This window comes from Symbiopectobacterium sp. RP (assembly GCF_050472005.1).
Classification (GTDB): domain Bacteria; phylum Pseudomonadota; class Gammaproteobacteria; order Enterobacterales; family Enterobacteriaceae; genus Symbiopectobacterium.
On the sequence record NZ_JBGOGS010000001.1, the window covers coordinates 797478 to 818272 of the forward strand.

Genomic DNA, 20795 nt, shown 5'->3' on the forward strand with positions numbered 1-20795 from the left:
GCATCGAATAACGCTGAAGAAGAAGATGGCGCATGGATGCGGCGAAAGCTTTTTCTGAAGGCACCGCGAAGCGGCGTTATTCCGCAAAAAGCGCGGGGTCACGGGGTGTGGGCGACTGCACACCCCGTGTCGAGCGCGTGCCACGCGGTTAGCATATAGAGGCGAACTGGTTCGCGCACGAAATATGTCGCCTATGTCTGCATAAAGATCCGCTCATCTTGGTGTTACCCGTTTCCTCCGCGCCATTCAACGCGGGTTAACATCAAAAGATATCTGGTGCGTACGTCATTCAACGCAGATTAACGCCAGAAATATCAGGCACAGCGAGTGCACTTATTGGACTGGATCACCTGAAAGAAATCATTCCCCTTGTCATCCACCAGAATGAACGCCGGGAAGTCTTCCACTTCGATTTTCCAAATCGCTTCCATACCCAGTTCGGGATATTCAACGCAGGTCAGGCTCTTGATGCTGTTCTGCGCCAGAATCGCTGCTGGGCCGCCAATGCTGCCGAGATAGAAACCGCCGTGTTTATGGCAGGCGTCGGTCACCTGTTGGCTGCGGTTACCCTTCGCCAGCATGATTTTGCTGCCGCCGTTAGCCTGCAACAGATCAACGTAGGAGTCCATGCGTCCTGCGGTGGTGGGCCCTAACGAACCAGAAGCATAGCCTTCCGGTGTTTTGGCTGGGCCGGCATAGTAAATCGGGTGATCTTTGACGTACTGCGGCAATCCTTCACCGTTGTCGATGCGCTCTTTGAGTTTGGCGTGAGCAATATCGCGTGCCACAATGATGGTGCCTGACAGGGAGAGACGCGTGGAAACCGGATACTGAGACAGCGTTTTCAGGATTTGTTCCATCGGTTGGTTAAGATCAATCTTGACCGCTTCACCTTCCCCTGCCTCACGCAGATGCTCAGGAATGTATTTACCAGGATTCTGCTCCAGCTGCTCCAGCCAGATGCCGTCACGGTTAATTTTCGCCTTGATGTTGCGGTCAGCGGAACAGGAAACGCCCATGCCAACTGGGCAGGAAGCGCCGTGACGCGGCAGACGAATAACGCGGATATCGTGAGCGAAATATTTACCGCCGAACTGCGCGCCTAATCCCAGATCCTGTGCGGCTTTCAGCAGCTCACTTTCCAGTTCAACGTCGCGGAAGACTTGCCCATGTTCATTGCCGCTGGTCGGCAGCGCGTCATAGTATTTGGTGGAAGCCAGCTTCACGGTTTTCAGCGTGCTTTCCGCTGAAGTACCGCCGATAACAAAGGCAACGTGGTACGGCGGGCAGGCTGCGGTGCCCAGTGAGCGCATTTTTTCTACCAGGAAATTTTTCAGTTTTTCCGGCGTCAGCAGTGCTTTGGTTTCCTGATAAAGGTAGGTCTTGTTGGCGGAGCCGCCGCCTTTGGTGACAAACAGGAATTTGTATTCCGCCCCTTCCGTACTGTACAGGTCGATTTGGGCCGGCAGGTTGGTGCCAGTATTGACTTCCTTGTACATATCTAGCGCAGCGTTCTGTGAATAGCGTAGGTTATCTTCAATAAAAGTGTTATACACACCGCGGGACAGCGCTTCAGCATCATTGCCGCCCGTCCAGATCTGCTGGCCTTTTTTACCGACGATAATCGCTGTACCGGTATCCTGGCAGGTCGGCAAAATGCCCTTGGCGGCAATTTCCGAATTGCGCAGGAATTGCAGCGCCACGTATTTGTCGTTTTCACTCGCCTCAGGATCATGGAGGATATCTGCCACTTGCTGTTGGTGAGCCGGGCGCAGCATAAACGATGCATCATGGAAGGCCTGTTGTGCCAGCAGGGTTAATGCCTGCGGGTCGATCTTCAGGATCTCTTGACCTTCAAACTGGGCGGTGGAAACAAAATCGCTGCTGATCAGGCGATATTGAGTGTTGTCTTTGCTTAGCGGAAAAGGTTCTTGATAATAAAATGGTTTATTCGACATGTTTTTCTCACTTGCAACAAATTAAAAGAAAGATTCAGTATTCCTTGGAAGACTTTCTGTCTTGCATATGGTTATCATTTTTATTGGAAAATATTCGTTTATGCTATATAGCCAAGCGACATTATTTTGATAACAATTAGCTGTATTTTTTTGCCACATATCAGGGCATTGGCTGTAATCATTTTTAAGTCGGTTGGCTATAGCACAATTATCCTGACCATGGTAGGGGTTTCTGGCATTACGTACCACTTTGGTATATCACAGTTTTTGCATCCAACTCGGCGGTTTTTTACATCCTGAGCGATAAAAAAACGCAGTGAAAATGGCAAAAAAGCAATAATCCGCCATGTAGGCATTGGTGCTTATTATATTGTGTAACTTGTTTAATAAAAATAATTAAATTTATCGACTTATTTTCCATTTAAATAATGTGGTTTTTTATCACGCCAATATGAAAATAGTGGGTCTGTAGCAATCTATCAAGGCCTTATCTATTTCAAGACGATGTATGATCTTTTTGCATCAGTAAATTATCAATCATCCAAAACCCTGCCGGTCCTGGCGGATATTGTTTTGACCACACCACATCCATTTCAATCAGTTGCGGCCAACCTGCCACTGGAAGTTCCACCAACACCTGATGACCAAACTGGGCGACCAACCAGCGTGGCAGAATGCTCCAGCCAAGCCCCTGTTCTGCCATTTCCAGCAGCATAAGGTAAGAGGGGGTAGACCAGATAACGCCTTCTTTTGGCTGGCGTTCTGTGCGTGTATAGGTATTCAGATAAAGTTGGCGTACCGTCGCCAACTGCTGCGGTGAGACAGACGGTTGCTGCGCCAATGCATGCTGTGCGGCAACAAAGATGGCCATTTCAGTTTTCACGTGTAGCCGTGAGGTGCTGATTTCTGTCGGATAGTGTGGTTGGGTACGAATCACCCCCATGTGCGCGCGCTGCGCCTTAAGCAGGTCGATGGCATCCTCATCTTCAGCGATCAGACACTCGAACTCAATATCAGGAAAGCGGGCAGAGAATGCATGCAGCAAGGGATCGTAATGCGCCGCTTTCCACATATCCGACAACACAAAGCTCAGGCGTGGCTCAATCCGGTTAGCCAGACGGACCGCCAGCGCATCCAGCGTGTCGCTGGCAGCAAGAATGGCCTCTACGTGCACACGCACCTTGTGGCCATCATCCGTCAGTCGCGGCTGATGCCCGGAACGATCGAACAGCACCAAGCCGAGATCGGCTTCCAGATTGGCAATGGCCGCGCTCACGGTGGATTGGCTTTTACGTAGCTGACGCGCAGCGGCCGAGAAAGAGCCAGTTTGCGCGGCGGTAACAAAGGCAATCAGGGATTCGGGGGAATAGCGCATCGCCGCTCTCTTTTTAAGTCCATCGCTTTTATCGATGGATATTAATTTCACTCTTCCAGTAATAACGATATAACCTGCCATCGTCAAGCGATGAGAGCTCTTCTCCACCACTTGTTTTGTTAATTGATCCAATACCAAATTGATGAATAAAAGTGTGGTGATGTATGCAAGCTAACGCAGCAAACAGACAAACAACCGCGGTACAACGCCGAAGCGTGGGTGAGCGTGTGTTTCATGCTATCGGCTACGAAGTGGTGGCCCTCTTGATCACGGCTCCCATTGGTGCCTGGCTGTTTAACAAGCCGCTGTTTTCCATGGGTGCATTGGCGATTATGCTCTCCAGCATCGCCATGGTGTGGAATATCATCTACAACGCCCTGTTCGATCGCCTGTGGCCAGTATCTCGCGTGGCGCGCGGTGCCAAAGTGCGTATCTTGCACGGATTAGGTTTTGAGGGCGGTTTTATCCTGATTGGCCTGCCCGTTGCGGCTTGGATGCTGGGGATTACACTGTGGCAGGCGTTGATGGTCGAGATCGGCTTCTTCCTGTTTTTCCTGCCGTATACCGTGGTGTATAACTGGGTATATGACAAACTGCGCGCTAGGTTTATGGCGCGCCGAGACGGCGAACGCGGGAAGTCGCCCGCTGCATCACGCCCCCACTAGGCTGTGTCCCTTATAGCCAAGCGACATTATTTTGATAACAATTAGCTGTATTTTTTGCCACATATCAGGGCATTGGCTGTAATCATTTTTAAGTCGGTTGGCTATAATTGAGTAACCTGCGGTAAAACAAGCGGATGCAGCCCAGTTTCACCATTGCTAGATAGCTTCTTGCCATTTTTTCATAACGTGTGGCGATCCGTCGATATTCCTTTAAACGGCCAAAACACCTTTCCACAACGTTGCGGCGGCGATAAGCATCACGATCAAGTTGCGAGCGTCCATCTGAAGCCCGTTTTTCATTTGATTTTCGGGAAATAACCGTTTTTATCCCTCTTTTTTCAAGTCGTTACGTAGTGCATTCCCAGAGTAGGCTTTGTCAGCCAGTACTGCATGGCCACGACGCTTCATGCTGCCGTTCTGGCGTTGCACGCCAATTCCGTCCAGGAGTCGTAACGCAAACAGGCTTTCGTGACCCTGCCCAGCACTCAGTACGATGTTTAGCGGGATGCCGCTTCCGTCAGTCGCCATGTGGATTTTGGTGCCATAACCACCTCGTGAGCGACCCAAGCTATTATCGTTGGTAATATCGAGATGTTTTTTTGAGCGCCAGCCGCACATTTGAGCGCACGGATATTACTGCCATCCAGCGCAGTGGCTGACCAGTCAACAAGTCCATGAGCATCAAGAAATGAAAGTAACATTATTGAAAATAATGTTAATGATTCAAGACCTTGACCATCTATTGAAACGGTTATAAACGGTTTTCCATGGGCCGTAACGTTCAGGTATAGCTAAACGATTTAATTTTGATTACATTATTTAAATGAGCTATTCAATTGATTTTAGACGTAAAGTGATATCTACACGGGAAGAAGAAGGGTTGAGTATCCGAGAAACAGCGAAGCAATTTCGGATTGGCTCTGCCTCTGTATCGCGTTGGATTAATCAAATATAGCCAAACGACTTAATTTTGATTACATTATTTAAATGAGCTATTCAATTGATTTTAGACGTAAAGTGATATCTACACGGGAAGAAGAAGGGTTGAGTATCCGAGAAACAGCGAAGCAATTTCGGATTGGCCCTGCCTCTGTATCGCGTTGGATTAATCAAATAGCGTCAAAAGCATCGACCACGCGGCAGCGAAAGAGCGATAAATCCGAGTTGATAAAAGATGTTGAACCATATCCAGATGCTTACCAAAAAGAACGTGCAGAGCGTTTTGGCGTTTGTCAGAAGGCCATTTGGCAAGCTCTTAAAAAGCTGGGATTGACCTATAAAAAAAACTCTATGTCATCCGAAAGCCGACGAAAGCGCCCGGCAAGCATTTCAACAAAAAATACAACAGTATGAAAAAGAAGGAAAACCTATTGTTTTTATTGATGAAAGTGGTTTTCCACACGATACCCCACGGGCTCACGGCTATTCCCCAAAAGGTCAACGGTGTTTTGGGCTGAAGAACGGGGGAGCCAAGGGAAGAACAAATGTTATCGGCGCTTTATTAGGCACAACGCTGTTTGCTATCGGATTATTTGATATCAATATTAACAGCGATGTTTTCTATTCCTGGGTCACACAAGTCCTTATCCCAGTACTCCCTAAAAACAGGGTAATCGTGATGGACAATGCAACTTTTCACAAAAAACATAATATTCAACAAGTCATCATCGATGCAGGGTATATGGTGGAGTATTTGCCTACATATTCGCCAGATCTTAACCCCATTGAGCATAAATGGGCACAAGCAAAAAGCAAAAAAGGAGAGAGTGGTTGCGATACAGAGATTTTGTTCTCAGTCCATATGGTGTAATCAAAATTAAGTCGCTTTGCTATACCATTAACTGGCAGTTGCATAACGGTGCGGAAACTCGCGTGGAAGTGCTGGAATTGCTCTATCAGCCTGAGGCCGCTGGCGAATATCATCGCTAAGCACGCGCCCACTGTCCTGATTTCAGGGCAGTCATGTTGCCTGATTATATCCCGGCGATCTTCATGCTAGGCAGCAGCACCGAACCGCACTGGATATTGCTGCGGGTTTCAATATCATCCCCCAACGTCACCATATCGCGCAGCATGGTTTTCAGGTTACCGGCAATAGTGATTTCACTCACCGGATACTGAATCTCGCCATTTTCCACCCAGAAACCTGACGCACCGCGCGAGTAATCGCCCGTGACCGCACTCACACCCTGCCCCATCAGTTCGGTCACCAGCAGGCCTTTATCCATCTGCTTGAGCATCTGTTGGAAATTAAGCCCCTGACCCGCAATACGCCAGTTGTGAATGCCGCCGGCATGGCCAGTGCTCTTCACGCCGAGTTTACGCGCTGCATAGCTGGTCAACAGCCAAGTTTGCAGCACGCCGTCTTTAACGATGTCACGCTGCGCGGTACGTCCTCCTTCGCTGTCAAACGGGGTAGACGCCAGCCCTTTACGCAAATGCGGCAGCTCTTCGATGGTGAGCCAATCCGGCAGGATCTGTTGGCCCAGCTTATCGAGCAGGAAAGTTGATTTACGGTACACGTTGCCGCCGCTGATCGCCCCCACCAAGTGGCCGAACAGGCCGGTAGCCACTTCGGCGGCAAACATCACTGGTGCTTCCATGGTCGGCAACTTGCGCGGTGATAAACGTGAGAGCGTGCGGCGAGCGCACTCTTCGCCGACCCATTCCGGACTTTGCAGATCGTCCAGCGCGCGCCCTACGGTGTAAGCGTAATCGCGCTCCATATCGCCGTTCACTTCGGCAATCACACAGCTCGACATAGAGTGGCAGCTCGACAAATAGCTTTGCAGCATGCCGTGACTGTTGCCAAACACTTTGATACCGTAGTGGCTGTTAAAGCTGCCCCCTTCGGTATTGGTAATGCGCGTATCGGCTTTGAGCGCCGCCTGCTCGGCGCGCGCAGCCAGCTCAATACCCTTTTCCGCATCCAAGGCAGCAGGATGAAACAGGTCGAGATCGGGAGCGTCAAATGCCAGCACTTCTTGTTCTGCCGGGCCAGAAAAAGGATCGGGCGAAGTATAACGGGCAATATCCAGCGCAGCCTGCACGGTGCGAGCGATGGCCTCCGGGCTCAAGTCGGTCGATGACGCACTGCCTTTACGCTGCTGGTGGTATACGGTAATTCCCAACGCGCCATCGCTGTTGAATTCCACATTTTCAACCTCGCCGTAGCGCGTGCTGACGCTGATCCCTGTGGTTTTGGAAATGGCCACCTCTGCCGCATCTGAAGCGGCGCGAGCCAGCTCCAATGCCTGTGCGACTGCCTGCTCCAATGCTTTACGCTGTTCTGCAACCTGAGTGATTATTGTCATCGTTCTGCCATACTGAGTTAAAAGCCGTTCAGAAGCCGGGAAATGGCGTCTGCCTTGCCCCTCTTCTGCGCCTAAAGGTGTATGCTTGAGTCTAACAGGATATCAGGATAATTTCGCAAAAAGCCCAAACCTGTTAGGATCGGCGTCTTTTTTATGGCGTTAACCGCGTCACATGCCCGAACTGTTACGGAAAGAGATGATGAACAAACACCCTGAAGAGTGGCTGGACGACGTACCGGAGCCGCACGCCGAAGATGATGAGATCATCTGGGTCAGTAAAAGTGAAATCAAACGCGATGCAGAAGCACTGAAAGATCTTGGCGTGGAGCTGATTGAGCTCGGTAAAAATGCGCTGGAGCGCATCCCGCTGGATGACGATCTGCGTGCTGCGGTTGAGCTGGCGCAACGCATCAAAAAAGAAGGCCGCCGTCGTCAGGTGCAGCTGATCGGTAAGATGTTGCGTGCCCGCGATCCAGAACCGATTCAAATCGCACTGGATAAGCTGAAGAACCACCACAACCAACAGGTCGCTCTGTTTCACAAACTGGAACAACTGCGCGACAGACTGATTGAGAAAGGGGATGATGCCATCCCGGATATCCTCGGGCTCTACCCGGCCGCCGACCGCCAGCAGTTGCGCTCACTAGTGCGCAATGCGCAGAAAGAAAAAGCCGCTAACAAGCCGCCCAAGTCTTACCGTCAAATTTTCCAGTATCTGCGCGAACTGGCCGAAGATCAGGCCTAAGCTGTGTCCCTTAATTACTTGAGCTATAGTATCCATCTGTTTCTACGACACTTTTTATTATGGCTCGCCACGATATTTCTGATGAAGCATGGGCAATCATTGAGCCCTTGTTGCCAACCGTTTTGACATCTCCGCGGGCCGGCCGTGGGCAGAACATCGAAAAATCTTCAATGGCATGTTCTGGATACTGCGTTCAGGCGCACCATGGCGTGATTTACCTGAACGTTACGGCCCATGGAAAACCGTTTATAACCGTTTCAATAGATGGTCAAAGTCTGGAATCATTAACATTATTTTCAATAAGTTATAGCCAATCGACTTAATTTTGATTACACCATATGGACTGAGAACAAAATCTCTGTATCGCAACCACTCTCTCTTTTTTGGCTTTTTGCTTGTGCCCATTTATGCTCAATGGGGTTAAGATCTGGCGAATATGTAGGCAAATGCTCCACCATATACCCTGCATCGATGATGACTTGTTGAATATTATGTTTTTTGTGAAAAGTTGCATTGTCCATCACGATTACCCTGTTTTTAGGGAGTACTGGGATAAGGACTTGTGTGACCCAGGAATAGAAAACATCGCTGTTAATATTGATATCAAATAATCCGATAGCAAACAGCGTTGTGCCTAATAACGCGCCGATAACATTTGTTCTTCCTTTGGCTCCCCCGTTCTTCAGGCCAAAACACCGTTGACCTTTTGGGGAATAGCCGTGAGTCCGTGGGGTATCGTGTGGAAAACCACTTTCATCAATAAAAACAATAGGGTTACCTTCTTTTTCATACTGTTGTATTTTTTGTTGAAATGCTTGCCGGGCGCTTTCGTCGGCTTTCGGATGACGTAGCGTTTTTTTATAGGTCAATCCCAGCTTTTTAAGAGCTTGCCAAATGGCCTTCTGACAAACGCCAAAACGCTCTGCACGTTCTTTTTGGTAAGCATCTGTATATGGTTCAACATCTTTTATCAACTCGGATTTATCGATCTTTCGCTGACGCGTGGTCGATGCTTTTGACGCTATTTGATTAATCCAACGCGATACAGAGGCAGGGCCAATCCGAAATTGCTTCGCTGTTTCTCGGATACTCAACCCTTCTTCTTCCCGTGTAGATATCACTTTACGTCTAAAATCAATTGAATAGCTCATTTAAATAATGTAATCAAAATTAAGTCGTTTAGCTATATGTGTGCCGGGCATGCCCGACAGCTTGGGGGTGAAAGTCCCCTGTACAGCCTGATGGTGGCGAAGGACTAGCGAAGTGCAAGGGCGTCATCGCGAGGTGGGGTCTGAAGGAAGCGTGGAGCAAAGCCATGACCTGACGAACAGAAACCTGATACAAGGCTCATCCGATCGGCAGAGCGAGCATATGATCGCGAAGGCCATAACCATCAAGGGTCGAGTGAGTAAATCAGGCAGGTGTGTGGTGAAGGCGGTCGGGCTTACCCCGGGAGGTCTGCATAGCGTCCTGCATTCAGGACTGAGCTCATCGTGAGGTGCGCTGATCGCTATGCAGAAGTCAGCAGAGGGCATAGTAGGGGAAACCTGAAGGTCCGAACAGTGATGAGTGGCGAGTGGCGAGTATCGCCGGAGGTTCTGAACGGTCATGCAGCAGAAAACGCAATGCGACCCCGATGAGAGCAGAAGGGGTGAAGCCCCGACTCCTACCCCATCAGGGGCTGAAACCGTCCAGACACAACCGGAGCGGGAAAGCCCGTCGTCAGGGGATAGTCTCATGGAGGTTATCCTCAACCAAGAAAATCTGAAGTAGGCGCTGAAAAGAGTAAAAGCCAACAAAGGCGCGCCGGATGTGGACGGAATAAGCGTGAGTGAACTCCCCGACCATCTGAAACGCCAGTGGCCGGAACTGCGGAGTAACCTGCTGGCTGGCAGATATAGCCAACCGACTTAAAAATGATTACAGCCAATGCCCTGATATGTGGCAAAAAAATACAGCTAATTGTTATCAAAATAATGTCGCTTGGCTATACAGGCTCTGGCTAACGAACTGGCCAAAAATCTCAAAACCCCTGACGATCTCAACCCGTTTGATCGCCTGCTGAAAAAGATCAGCGTTGAGGCTGCCCTTAATGCTGAAATGACCCATCACCTCGGGCATGAGAAGCACCAGTCCAAATCTGGAACTAACATGCGCAATGGCTACTCCACAAAGACTGTTACCACCGGCGATGGTCCGCTGGAACTGCGTACACCACGTGATCGTGATGGTTCCTTTGAACCGCAACTGGTGAAGAAGAACCAGACCCTGATCTCCGGGATGGATAACCAGATTTTATCGTTGTATGCCAAAGGGATGACTACCCACGAAATTGCCGCTGTGTTCAAAGAGCTGTATGACGCGGATGTCTCACCCGCCTTGGTATCGAAGGTCACCGATGCCGTTATGGAGCAGGTTGTTGAATGGCAAAATCGCCCCCTGGATGCGGTTTATCCCATTGTTTACCTTGACTGTATCGTTCTGAAAGTCCGGCAGGACAGCCGCGTTATCAATAAGTCTGTGTTCCTGGCGCTGGGTATCAATATCGAAGGCCAGAAAGAGCTACTGGGGATGTGGCTGGCCGAAAATGAAGGCGCAAAGTTCTGGCTGAACGTGCTGACAGAACTGAAAAACCGTGGCCTGACCGACATCCTCATTGGCTGTGTGGACGGCCTGAAAGGGTTCCCGGATGCCATCAACACGGTCTACCCGGAAGCCCGCATCCAGTTGTGCATCGTGCACATGGTGCGCAACAGCCTGCGCTTCGTTGCCTGGAAGGACTATAAGGCGGTAACACGCGACCTCAAAGCAGTGTATCAGGCTCCAACCGAAGAGGCCGCGCTTCAGGCGCTGGAGACGTTCGGTGGGACATGGGATCACCGCTATCCGCAGATAAGCCGGAGCTGGCAGTCAAACTGGGCCAACCTGTCGACATTCTTCTCCTACCCCCAGGAACTTCGCAAGGTAATCTACACGACGAACGCTATAGAATCACTGAACAGCGTGCTCCGGCATGCAATCAAGAAACGCAAGGTGTTCCCGACTGATGACTCGGTGAAGAAGGTCGTATGGCTGGCAATCCAGGCGGCATCACAGAAATGGACGATGCCCTTACAGGACTGGCGTATGGCAATGAGTCGCTTTATTATCGAGTTCGGTGACCGTCTTGACGGTCACTTCTGAGGAAAGGCATTTACACAAAATCTTAAACAGGCTCTTTACGCCCCGTTTTGTCATTGCCGCTCAACCACGCTTACGCGTTGCCATTCGCCCGCTTCTGCCGTTTCTGTTTAACGGCATAGCCCAACAGCAGCAACGCAATCCACAGCACGCCCACGTAGAGGGAAACGCGCGTTTCTTCAAAGTAGCCAATCAGTCCGATAATAAACACCAGGAATACGATACCCACTACCGAAGATGCCAGCCCACCCGGCAGCGGGAACGCCAGTGCCTTCACCTCGTTCTCACTCAAACGACGGCGGAACGCAATTTGCGAGCACAGGATCATTATCCACACCCATACGGTGGCAAAGGTTGCCAGCGATGCAATCACCAAAAACACTTTGCCCGGCATAATGTAGTTAAGGTAAACCGCCACCAGCAGCGCCGCCATCATTACAATGACCGTGACCCACGGAATACCGCGCTGCGACACTTTGGCAAAGACCTTGGGCGCGTTGCCCTGCTCAGCCATGCCGTGCATCATGCGGCCCACGCCAAACACGTCGCTGTTAATCGCCGACAGAGACGCCGTGATGACCACAAAATTCAGAATGCCCGCCGCTGCCGTAATGCCGAGATGCTGGAAGGTCAACACAAACGGACTGCCGTTGGTACCCACCTGATTCCAGGGATAAATCGACATGATGACAAACAGCGTACCCACGTAGAACACCAAGATGCGCCACGGTACCGAGTTGATCGCGCGCGGAATGGATTTATGCGGATCTTTGGCTTCACCGGCGGTGATACCAATGATTTCGATACCGCCGTAGGCAAACATCACCAGTTGCAACGACAGGACCATGCCCATCACACCGTTACTAAAGAAACCACCGTGGCTCCACAGGTTACTGATTCCGGTTGGCTGGCCGCCGTTACCAATACCCCACACGATAATCCCAATGCCCGCCACGATCATGATGATAATGGTAGCGACCTTGAAGAACGAGAGCCAAAACTCCAACTCACCGAACACCTTCACGCTCATCAGGTTGATGGCCCCAATGATCAGCACCACGCTCAGAACCCAGATCCAGTGCGGCACATCAGGGAACCAAACGCTCATGTAGATACCAAACGCGGTCACATCCGCGATGGCGACAATGAGGATCTCAAAGCAGTAGGTCCATCCGGTGATATAGCCCGCCATCGGCTCCAGGTAATCCTGCGCGTAGCGGGAAAAGGAGCTGGCCTGCGGGTTATTGACCGACATTTCTCCCAACGCCCGCATGATGATATAGGCGATAACGCCGCCGATGATATAAGCCAACAGCACGCTTGGCCCTGCCATCTGAATGGCACTGGCCGAGCCATAAAACAGCCCGGTACCAATCGCCGATCCGAGTGCAATGAAGCGGATATGCCGCGTGCTTAACCCACGCTTTAGCTTAGCGGATTGTTGTTCCATAAATTAAGCAGCCCTGTCTTACAAAAGAAAAACCACAGGCGACAGCCTGTGGTGAAAAATGCAGCGTTAGTGCGTTATTGGTGCGCCGTCACTTCCTGACGCCCGCTCAGCCGGTCATAAATAACCGCAGCCAGCACCACCACCAGAGACGGTGGCAACCAAGCCAATCCCTGTTCACCCAAAGGCAAGCTCAGGCTCCAGGCTGGCAGCAATGACGCAAAGGTCGATGATTTTACCCCATCAATCAGGCCGAATAACAGGCTGATTAACATGACCGGGGCCACAATACGCGAAGACTGATTCCACCAGCGCAAAGTAAAACTCAGTAAAACCAGAATGATACAGGGCGGATAGATCGCTGTCAGCACCGGAATGGAGAGCTGAATCAGATGACTTAATCCCAGATTGGCGACTAACGCCGAGAAGCCCCCCAGCACGAACACCAGCGTGCGATAGGAAAACGGCAAATATTGGGAGAAAAATTCGGCACAGGCGCAGGTCAGGCCAACCGCCGTCACCATGCAGGCGATAAAAATCAACAAGGCCAAGAAGCCGCTGCCCATTCTGCCAAAGGTGTGCTGCACGTAAGCATGCAGGATTTCAGCCCCGTTTTGCGCGTTAGGAATCAGTTCACCGCTCACAGAGCCCAGCTTAAACAGGCTCAGATACACCAACGTCAACCCGACGCCAGCAATCAACCCGGCCCAAATGGTATAACGGGTCAGCAGCGTAGCATCGGTCACGCCGCGTGAACGGGCCGCATTGACGATAACGATTCCGAATACCATGGCACCCAAAGTATCCATGGTCAGGTAACCGTCCACAAAACCGTTAGAAAACGGTACGGTTTGATAGGCTTCGGTCGCCGGGATCGGCGAACCCGCAGGCCACATCACCGCCGCTAATCCCAGCACGGCCAGTGCCAGAGTTTTCAACGGTGCCAGCACATGGCCAACCGTATCCAGCAGACGACCCGGATAGAGAGAAATGCCGATCACTAACGCGAAATAGACCACGCTATAGATCAACAGCGGCGTGGCAGCATCGCCAAACAGCGGAGCCAACCCCACTTCGAAGGATACCGTAGCGGTGCGCGGCGTAGCGAACAGCGGTCCGACGGCCAGATAACACATGGTCGCCAGCAGAACGCCTGCCTTCTGGCCAATGGGGGAGCTCAGCGCATCGACGCCACCGCCCACGCGCGCCAGCGCGACCACGGTCAACACCGGTAGGCCAACTGCAGTGAGCAAAAAGCCAAGCGCGGCGGTCCAGACGTGTTCACCGGCCTGTAAACCCACAATTGGCGGGAAAATGATGTTCCCCGCCCCGGCAAACAGTGCAAAGGTCATAAACCCCAGCGCCACGATATCTTTGGATGTTAAACGATGACTCATAGTTACGTTGTGTTTCCTGTATATAAATGCGACAAAATGGGAAGACGAACTGCGGCGTGGTATAAATTATTCTTATCGCGCAGACGTTATAGGGTACTAAGTAAAACGTTTATAGCAATAAAAGACAAGTAGCGATCCAAAATGCGAAGTATTGCGTCAATCTAACAACAATAGTCAGCAGATAATATCACCACTCACACAACCTTCCGCACATGATTTGTGCATTTACCGTCTTTGCTTTGCAATAAAACCAGTATAAAAACGCGTAATACGCGCAAAATGGACATAAAAGAGGCAGTGCTTCAGCATAAGAAGCGCTTTTTGCTGCAAAAGGGGACAAGTGGCAGGGGATTACGCGGTAAACGGAATGAACGGATTTGCAGATTGGGACACCCCATGGCAAAACGGCGAGGATACACCGGGGATAGCGTGCGTCCCCGGTGTTATGCGCGGGTGTGTTACTTGCCCCACACGGCGGCAGCGGTATCCACAACCAGACGCAACTTGGCCCACTGTTGTGCTTCCGTCAGGCTATTGCCCTCTTCCGTGGAAGCAAAACCACACTGCGGGCTGAGGCAAAGTTGTTTGATATCGACATATTTCGCGGTTTCCGCGATGCGCACTTTCAGTAAAGCCGGCCCTTCCAACTCGCCGTTTTTGGTAGTCACCAAGCCCAGCACCACTTGTTGGTGTCCCGGTTTGATGAAACGCAGCGGCTCGAACCCACCCGAGCGATCGTTATAGCCAAGCGACTTAATTTTGATTGCATTATTTAAATGAGCTATTCAATTGATTTTAGACGTAAAGTGATATCTACACGGGAAGAAGAAGGGTTGAGTATCCGAGAAACAGCGAAGCAATTTCGGATTGGCCCTGCCTCTGTATCGCGTTGGATTAATCAAATAGCGTCAAAAGCATCGACCACGCGTCAGCGAAAGATCGATAAATCCGAGTTGATAAAAGATGTTGAACCATATACAGATGCTTACCAAAAAGAACGTGCAGAGCGTTTTGGCGTTTGTCAGAAGGCCATTTGGCAAGCTCTTAAAAAGCTGGGATTGACCTATAAAAAAAACGCTACGTCATCCGAAAGCCGACGAAAGCGCCCGGCAAGCATTTCAACAAAAAATACAACAGTATGAAAAAGAAGGTAACTCTATTGTTTTTATTGATGAAAGTGGTTTTCCACACGATACCCCACGGACTCACGGCTATTCCCCAAAAGGTCAACGGTGTTTTGGCCTGAAGAACGGGGGAGCCAAAGGAAGAACAAATGTTATCGGCGCGTTATTAGGCACAACGCTGTTTGCTATCGGATTATTTGATATCAATATTAACAGCGATGTTTTCTATTCTTGGGTCACACAAGTCCTTATCCCAGTACTCCCTAAAAACAGGGTAATCGTGATGGACAATGCAACTTTTCACAAAAAACATAATATTCAACAAGTCATCATCGATGCAGGGTATATGGTGGAGCATTTGCCTACATATTCGCCAGATCTTAACCCCATTGAGCATAAATGGGCACAAGCAAAAAGCCAAAAAAGAGAGAGTGGTTGCGATACAGAGATTTTGTTCTCAGTCCATATGGTGTAATCAGAATTAAGTCGCTTAGCTATAGATAACAATGATTTAGCATCAAAATGCCACTTGAATTCAATATCATTTAATGAAAAAAGCCTTTGGCATGTGTTTTATTCAATGCGAAAGGCTCGTTTATGAAAAAATGATAATCAGTGTCGCTATTGAGGGCGAATTTTTGCAGATTTCATAATCCCGCAAACGACCACTATCAAGAGGGTTCTAGTAAATGCTGCAACAGCACACCGTTAAGCATGGCACGTTTTACCAGTGCGAAAGCCCCAATGGGAGAGAGGTGGTTCAATGTGGAGACTTCAATCGGCAGGTGCTGACGAAATTCTTTCAGTACCTGGGTGTTAACGCAGCGTTGAATAGCAGGCAGCAAAATTTTCTCGGCATCGGTGATCTCGCCCGCAATCACTACCTTTTGCGGATTGAACAGGTTGATGGCGATGGCAAGCGCTTTGCCTAAATATTTACCTGCATGCTCGAGCACATCTTGTGCCAGCGTATCACCCCGGTTAGCGGCTTTGCAGATGGCGGTGATGGTGCACTCTTCGCGTGTCAGTTTGCTGCTGTACCCTTGCGACAGAAGGTGAGCGACACGTTGCTCTATCGCACCGTTGGACACCACCGTTTCCAGACAGCCAAAGTTGCCGCAGTGGCAGCGTTCGCCAAGTGGGTCGATTTGAATATGCCCGATTTCGCCCACGTTGCCGTTGCTACCGAGGAATATTTGCCCGTTGACCAAAATGCCCGCCCCGGTGCCACGGTGAACGCGGACCAGAATAGAGTCTGGGTAGTCGTGAGTGGCACCAAAATAGTGTTCAGCCAGCGCCAGGCTCCGGATATCATGGCCGACAAAGCACATGACCTTGAAGCGCTGTTGTAGCAGCTGTACTAGCGGCCAGTTATCGACGCTAATATGCGGCATGTAATGCACAATTCCCGCCGAGGGATCGACCAAGCCGGGGAGCACGACCGAGATAGCGATCAGTTCCCGAATACGGCGTTGATTGATGGTGATAAAGTCGCTGATCGCGTCAAACAGCGAGGCTTCCAGCGTATCCTGTGTACTCTCTGTCAACGGGTAGCGAGCATCGCTCAGCGATTTACCCTGAAGATCGTAGAGCGCAATCGTTGCGCCGTGGTGGCCCAGATGCACTGCGATCGCGTGAAAAGGCTGTGTTTCACAGATGATGGAAATGGCACGCCGTCCGCCGGTAGAGGCCTGTTGATCAACTTCTTTTATCAGCCCGCGTTCCAACAACTGACGCGTGATTTTCGTGACGCTGGCAGGGGCTAACTGGCTGAATTCGGCTATCTGAATGCGGGAAATGGGGCCTTGTTGATCAATCAGACGATAGACAACGGCACTATTTAACTGCTTAACCAGATCAACATTCCCTATTTGTGCTTGTCCGCCTGTCGTCATTCTTGAACGCTCGCTTATCTTTTCGGCCTCGTTTTATATCCCCCTACCTCAGATAGCCTAAGCGTTTGCTACACGTGTTATCGCGTATAGACGCTATTGCCATTACTAAGGTATGAAGGACGTGGTACCCATCATCAAATACTGTCAGGTTGGCGATTTTTCCACTTTCGATACTGCCTAACCGATCGTCCAGATGCATGGCGCGCGCTGGGTAAAGGGTTGCCATCCGCAGCGCTTCATCTAGCGCAATACCGACATGTTTCACGCTGTTTTTGACGGCATCGATCATTGTCAGTGCCGAACCGCTCAGCGTGCCTTTATCATCCACGCACAACCCATCACGGTAGTATATGGTTTTACCGGCAAAAGTGAACCTATCGATATCAGCACCTGCCGGGGCCGTGGCATCAGTGATCAGCACGAGTTTCTCACCTTTGATCCGTTTGCTGTTGCGGATATTGCCCCAATCAACGTGCATGCCATCGGCAATGATGCCGCAGTAGATCTCTGGGGCGTCATAAATAGCGCCCACCAAACCCGGCTCGCGTCCGCTAATATACGGCATGGCATTAAACAGGTGTGTGGCAAAGTGAATACCGGCAGCAAACCCGCGTTTCGCTTCCTACAAGGTGGCATTGGAATGTCCTGCCGAAACCACAATCCCTGCCTGGCTAAGCTGTCGAATCATGGCGGGTGGCACCTTTTCCGGTGCCAGCGTGATTTGACCAATCACGTCCGCATTGGCTCAAAGATAGTCAACCAACTGTTGCTCTGGCGCACGGATCAGTCGGGCATCGTGCGTACCTTTTTTCACTATAGCCAAACGACTTAATTTTGATTACATTATTTAAATGAGCTATTCAATTGATTTTAGACGTAAAGTGATATCTACACGGGAAGAAGAAGGGTTGAGTATCCGAGAAACAGCGAAGCAATTTCGGATTGGCCCTGCCTCTGTATCGCTTTGGATTAATCAAATAGCGTCAAAAGCATCGACCACGCGTCAGCGAAAGAGCGATAAATCCGAGTTGATAAAAGATGTTGAACCATATCCAGATGCTTACCAAAAAGAACGTGCAGAGCGTTTTGGCGTTTGTCAGAAGGCCATTTGGCAAGCTCTTAAAAAGCTGGGATTGACCTATAAAAAAAACGCTACGTCATCCGAAAGCCGACGGAAGCGCCCGGCAAGCATTTCAACAAAAAATACAACAGTATGAAAAAGAAGGCAAACCTATTGTTTTTATTGATGAAAGTGGTTTTCCACACGATACCCCACGGACTCACGGCTATTCCCCAAAAGGTCAACGGTGTTTTGGCCTGAAAAACTGGGGAGCCAAGGGAAGAACAAATGTTATCGGCGCTTTATTAGGCACAACGCTGTTTGCTATCGGATTATTTGATATCAATATTAACAGCGATGTTTTCTATTCCTGGGTCACACAAGTCCTTATCCCAGTACTCCCTAAAAACAGGGTAATCGTGATGGACAATGCAACTTTTCATAAAAAACATAATATTCAACAAGTCATCATCGATGCAGGGTATATGGTGGAGTATTTGCCTACATATTCGCCAGATCTTAACCCCATTGAGCATAAATGGGCACAAGCAAAAAGCAAAAAAAGAGAGAGTGGTTGCGATACAGAGATTTTGTTCTCAGTCCATATGGTGTAATCAAAATTAAGTCGCTTGGCTATAATGCAACGTATGACCTTGTTCCGTACGTTGCTGCTATTCGGCATCTTGCAGGCCATCTCTAACGCAGGCTGCTGGCGAGCACGACCAAACATCTGATCAGCATGGCTGGGGTTATCTTTCTGGAAAACCTGTGCGGCGGGATGGGCACAGCGGCGTTCGTGGCGTTACTGATGACCTTATGCAACACGTCGTTTTCCGCTACCCAGTTTGCGCTGCTTTCCGCACTTTCGGGCGTGGGGCGCGTCTACGTTGGCCCGATCGCAGGCTGGTTTGTAGAGACCCATGGTTGGGCCTGGTTCTATTTATTTACCATTGCGATCTCGGTGGCGGGATTAGTCCTGCTATTAGTATGCAGACAAACCCTCGAGTACACCCAGCGTACCGGCACATTTATGGTACGTATGACCTATCCCCGCTATTACCGCTTCGTGCTGCGTCTCCTGGCCGCTGGGTGTGCGCTGTTATTCATCTGGCTGACCTTGATCATCGCCCACGCGTTGGGTGCCAATGCAATTGAAACAATCAATGATAACCTTCTGATGCTAGTGGGTATTTTTGTCATTTCGGGGGCGCTTTTAGGTTGTGTACTCGACTATTTATCGCTGCGTAATTCACCGTCACCTGAAGCCTGAAAATAGCGATAAACCTGCGTGGTTATCACCGCATCGTATTATTTTTTTTCACTAGTCTGCTATCAGCCAACGTTATTTTTTTACGTTGGCTCACTTTTTTCTGGCTATTTAATTGTTGGGAAAATGTGTGAGAGGCAATCATGTTGGTTCGATGGAAAATTCCTCTTCAGGCGGGTTGTAATTTTTTTTATCCATCCATACTTCTCTACGGGATAAATTTTAATTCACTGTTTTTAATAAATTTTTCCTAACGACAAGGTAATTGTGACATTCAGGGCAAAAATTAGCAATAAAGCGCTGACATAACCTTAATCATGTTTACAGTGCAGTAACCTTACCGTAAAATGCCCGCTCGCATGAAATGACAATAGAGCCCTTGTTATTGAGGTCGCTAGATGAGACTCAGGAAATACAATAAAATTTTTGGGATGTTGTCTTTATTCGCTGCCGCAGCACTACTGAGCGGTTGTGATATGGCATCGATGAACCCCAAAGGACAGCTCGGGTTGGAGCAACGGTCGTTGATTCTGACAGCACTCGGGTTGATGTTGATCGTGGTTATTCCGGTAATCGTGATGACCATCGCTTTTGCCTAGAAGTTTCGCGCTTCCAACACCAAAGCGAAATACACCCCGAACTGGTTACACTCCAACAAGATTGAAGCGGTGGTATGGACAGTTCCCATCATCATCATTCTTATGATGGGTACCATTACCTGGAAAACCACCCATTCACTGGATCCGTATAAGCCGTTGGTCTCCGAGGCCAAGCCGATTACCGTCGAAGTGATTTCACTCGACTGGAAATGGCTGTTTGTTTACCCGGAATTGGGTATCGCCACGGTCAACGAGTTAGCGTTCCCAACCAATGTGCCGGTGAATTTCAAAATCACCTCCGATACCGTAATGAACTCTTTCTTCATTCCGCGTCTGGGTGGGCAGATTTACGCGATGGCGGGCATGCAAACCAAACTGCATCTTATCGCCAACGAGCCGGGTAAATATGACGGTATTTCTGGTGGTTATAGCGGGAAAGGCTTCTCCGGCATGAAATTTACTGCCATTGCCACGCCAAGCCAGCAGGAATTCGACCATTGGGTTGCCACCGTGCGCGCCTCCAACAAAACGCTGAACAGCACGGAGGAATTCAATGCTCTGGCCAAACCCAGCGAATTCCACCCGGTAGAGTACTTCTCCAGCGTGCAACCTGAGCTGTTTGAAAACCTGATTCGCAAATTCACGCAAAGCGGCGGTGCGCCTGCGCATCACCACGCTGAAGGCGAAACGCAGCCAAGCGGCATGCAACACGGTGAGAATATGAACATGAGCGAGCACGCCTCGCACCAAGGTGCCGAGGGATAAGACG

General features: G+C 49.9%; 19 protein-coding genes and 8 pseudogenes. 15 read left to right on the top strand and 12 right to left on the bottom strand.

The genetic code is table 11. From position 1 onward, the window contains the following. Window positions 1-314 precede the first annotated feature (314 nt). From fumA to ACD630_RS05185, 3 genes are all read right to left on the bottom strand, one after another. Window positions 315-1958, bottom strand: coding sequence for a class I fumarate hydratase FumA (gene fumA / locus ACD630_RS05175; protein WP_430358327.1), 1644 nt, complete (start codon window positions 1956-1958; stop codon window positions 315-317). A gap of 21 nt (window positions 1959-1979) precedes the next feature. Beyond that, window positions 1980-2207: a hypothetical protein gene (locus tag ACD630_RS05180; protein WP_430358328.1), complete on the bottom strand. Its 228-nt coding sequence runs from the start codon at window positions 2205-2207 to the stop codon at window positions 1980-1982. A gap of 247 nt (window positions 2208-2454) precedes the next feature. Beyond that, the gene (locus tag ACD630_RS05185; RefSeq protein ID WP_430359906.1) at window positions 2455-3333 is read right to left on the bottom strand and encodes a LysR family transcriptional regulator; all 879 of its coding nucleotides are present in this window, start codon (window positions 3331-3333) and stop codon (window positions 2455-2457) included. Window positions 3334-3497: 164 nt separating this feature from the next. On the opposite strand from ACD630_RS05185, the gene ACD630_RS05190 reads away from it, so the two are divergent. Continuing rightward, window positions 3498-3998, top strand: coding sequence for a multidrug/biocide efflux PACE transporter (locus ACD630_RS05190; RefSeq protein ID WP_430358329.1), 501 nt, complete (start codon window positions 3498-3500; stop codon window positions 3996-3998). A gap of 88 nt (window positions 3999-4086) precedes the next feature. Here ACD630_RS05190 and ACD630_RS05195 read toward each other — a convergent pair. After that, window positions 4087-4787, bottom strand: a pseudogene (locus ACD630_RS05195) (IS5 family transposase); the annotation flags it as partial. Between the two features lie 34 nt (window positions 4788-4821). On the opposite strand from ACD630_RS05195, the gene ACD630_RS05200 reads away from it, so the two are divergent. The 4 genes and pseudogenes from ACD630_RS05200 to ACD630_RS05215 all read left to right on the top strand — a co-directional run. Continuing rightward, the gene (locus ACD630_RS05200; RefSeq protein ID WP_430358330.1) at window positions 4822-4953 is read left to right on the top strand and encodes an IS630 transposase-related protein; all 132 of its coding nucleotides are present in this window, start codon (window positions 4822-4824) and stop codon (window positions 4951-4953) included. Window positions 4954-4985: 32 nt separating this feature from the next. Beyond that, complete coding sequence (locus ACD630_RS05205) at window positions 4986-5351, top strand: IS630 transposase-related protein (RefSeq protein ID WP_430357993.1); 366 nt, start codon at window positions 4986-4988, stop codon at window positions 5349-5351. After that, window positions 5275-5808 carry an IS630 family transposase gene (locus tag ACD630_RS05210; RefSeq protein ID WP_430359907.1) on the top strand — a complete coding sequence of 178 codons (534 nt, stop codon included), beginning with the start codon at window positions 5275-5277 and terminating at the stop codon, window positions 5806-5808. Before ACD630_RS05205 ends, ACD630_RS05210 begins: the two co-directional genes overlap by 77 nt. 26 nt (window positions 5809-5834) lie before the next feature. Then, window positions 5835-5927 (top strand): annotated as a pseudogene (locus tag ACD630_RS05215) (nucleoside diphosphate kinase regulator); the annotation flags it as partial. Between the two features lie 44 nt (window positions 5928-5971). On the opposite strand, the gene pmbA reads toward ACD630_RS05215, so the two are convergent. Next, the gene (gene pmbA, locus ACD630_RS05220) at window positions 5972-7312 is read right to left on the bottom strand and encodes a metalloprotease PmbA (protein ID WP_430358331.1); all 1341 of its coding nucleotides are present in this window, start codon (window positions 7310-7312) and stop codon (window positions 5972-5974) included. A 199-nt stretch (window positions 7313-7511) separates the two neighbouring features. Here pmbA and yjgA point away from each other — a divergent pair, with 199 nt between their 5' ends. Together yjgA and ACD630_RS05230 are read left to right on the top strand one after the other, a co-directional pair. Further along, complete coding sequence (gene yjgA / locus ACD630_RS05225; RefSeq protein WP_430359908.1) at window positions 7512-8057, top strand: ribosome biogenesis factor YjgA; 546 nt, start codon at window positions 7512-7514, stop codon at window positions 8055-8057. Between the two features lie 59 nt (window positions 8058-8116). Continuing rightward, a pseudogene (locus ACD630_RS05230) lies at window positions 8117-8364 on the top strand (transposase); the annotation flags it as partial. On the opposite strand, the gene ACD630_RS05235 reads toward ACD630_RS05230, so the two are convergent. Together ACD630_RS05235 and ACD630_RS05240 are read right to left on the bottom strand one after the other, a co-directional pair. Then, window positions 8304-8462 (bottom strand): hypothetical protein, encoded by a 159-nt coding sequence (locus ACD630_RS05235; RefSeq protein WP_430358332.1) that lies wholly within the window; start codon window positions 8460-8462, stop codon window positions 8304-8306. The pseudogene ACD630_RS05230 and the gene ACD630_RS05235 sit on opposite strands and share 61 nt — an antisense overlap. Beyond that, window positions 8387-9208, bottom strand: coding sequence for an IS630 family transposase (locus tag ACD630_RS05240; protein ID WP_430358333.1), 822 nt, complete (start codon window positions 9206-9208; stop codon window positions 8387-8389). Before ACD630_RS05240 ends, ACD630_RS05235 begins: the two co-directional genes overlap by 76 nt. An 832-nt stretch (window positions 9209-10040) precedes the next feature. Here ACD630_RS05240 and ACD630_RS05245 point away from each other — a divergent pair. Continuing rightward, window positions 10041-11240: an IS256 family transposase gene (locus ACD630_RS05245; protein ID WP_430358334.1), complete on the top strand. Its 1200-nt coding sequence runs from the start codon at window positions 10041-10043 to the stop codon at window positions 11238-11240. Between the two features lie 70 nt (window positions 11241-11310). Here ACD630_RS05245 and proY read toward each other — a convergent pair whose 3' ends face one another. The 3 genes and pseudogenes from proY to ACD630_RS05260 form a co-directional block, all read right to left on the bottom strand. Continuing rightward, window positions 11311-12687 (bottom strand): proline-specific permease ProY, encoded by a 1377-nt coding sequence (gene proY, locus ACD630_RS05250; protein ID WP_430358335.1) that lies wholly within the window; start codon window positions 12685-12687, stop codon window positions 11311-11313. Between the two features lie 74 nt (window positions 12688-12761). Next, on the bottom strand, window positions 12762-14081 hold the full coding sequence (gene brnQ / locus ACD630_RS05255) for a branched-chain amino acid transport system II carrier protein (RefSeq protein WP_430358336.1): 1320 nt from the start codon (window positions 14079-14081) through the stop codon (window positions 12762-12764). A 458-nt stretch (window positions 14082-14539) separates the two neighbouring features. Next, a pseudogene (locus tag ACD630_RS05260) lies at window positions 14540-14818 on the bottom strand (5-methyltetrahydropteroyltriglutamate--homocysteine S-methyltransferase); the annotation flags it as partial. Window positions 14819-14857: 39 nt separating this feature from the next. On the opposite strand from ACD630_RS05260, the gene ACD630_RS05265 reads away from it, so the two are divergent. Both ACD630_RS05265 and ACD630_RS05270 read left to right on the top strand, forming a co-directional pair. After that, window positions 14858-15223 carry an IS630 transposase-related protein gene (locus tag ACD630_RS05265; RefSeq protein ID WP_430358337.1) on the top strand — a complete coding sequence of 122 codons (366 nt, stop codon included), beginning with the start codon at window positions 14858-14860 and terminating at the stop codon, window positions 15221-15223. Beyond that, a pseudogene (locus ACD630_RS05270) lies at window positions 15147-15575 on the top strand (transposase); the annotation flags it as partial. The gene ACD630_RS05265 and the pseudogene ACD630_RS05270, both read left to right, overlap by 77 nt. 301 nt (window positions 15576-15876) lie before the next feature. Here the strand turns inward: ACD630_RS05270 and nagC are convergent. Together nagC and nagA are read right to left on the bottom strand one after the other, a co-directional pair. Beyond that, a complete protein-coding gene (gene nagC / locus ACD630_RS05275) occupies window positions 15877-17100 on the bottom strand; it encodes a DNA-binding transcriptional regulator NagC (RefSeq protein WP_430358338.1) in 1224 nt (407 codons plus the stop codon). 43 nt (window positions 17101-17143) lie between these two features. Further along, a pseudogene (gene nagA, locus ACD630_RS05280) lies at window positions 17144-17914 on the bottom strand (N-acetylglucosamine-6-phosphate deacetylase); the annotation flags it as partial. Between the two features lie 37 nt (window positions 17915-17951). Here nagA and ACD630_RS05285 point away from each other — a divergent pair. The 5 genes and pseudogenes from ACD630_RS05285 to cyoA all read left to right on the top strand — a co-directional run bounded on the left by ACD630_RS05285 (window position 17952) and on the right by cyoA (window position 20791). After that, entirely contained in the window at window positions 17952-18317 is a 366-nt protein-coding gene (locus tag ACD630_RS05285; protein WP_430358339.1) for an IS630 transposase-related protein, read from the top strand. Next, complete coding sequence (locus tag ACD630_RS05290; protein WP_430359909.1) at window positions 18241-18774, top strand: IS630 family transposase; 534 nt, start codon at window positions 18241-18243, stop codon at window positions 18772-18774. The genes ACD630_RS05285 and ACD630_RS05290 overlap by 77 nt, the downstream gene beginning before the upstream one ends. Continuing rightward, complete coding sequence (locus ACD630_RS05295) at window positions 18699-18860, top strand: hypothetical protein (protein ID WP_430358340.1); 162 nt, start codon at window positions 18699-18701, stop codon at window positions 18858-18860. The genes ACD630_RS05290 and ACD630_RS05295 overlap by 76 nt, the downstream gene beginning before the upstream one ends. Continuing rightward, a pseudogene (locus tag ACD630_RS05300) lies at window positions 18796-19430 on the top strand (MFS transporter); the annotation flags it as partial. The gene ACD630_RS05295 and the pseudogene ACD630_RS05300, both read left to right, overlap by 65 nt. Window positions 19431-19825: 395 nt before the next feature. After that, window positions 19826-20791: pseudogene (gene cyoA / locus ACD630_RS05305) on the top strand (cytochrome o ubiquinol oxidase subunit II). Window positions 20792-20795: the final 4 nt, after the last annotated feature.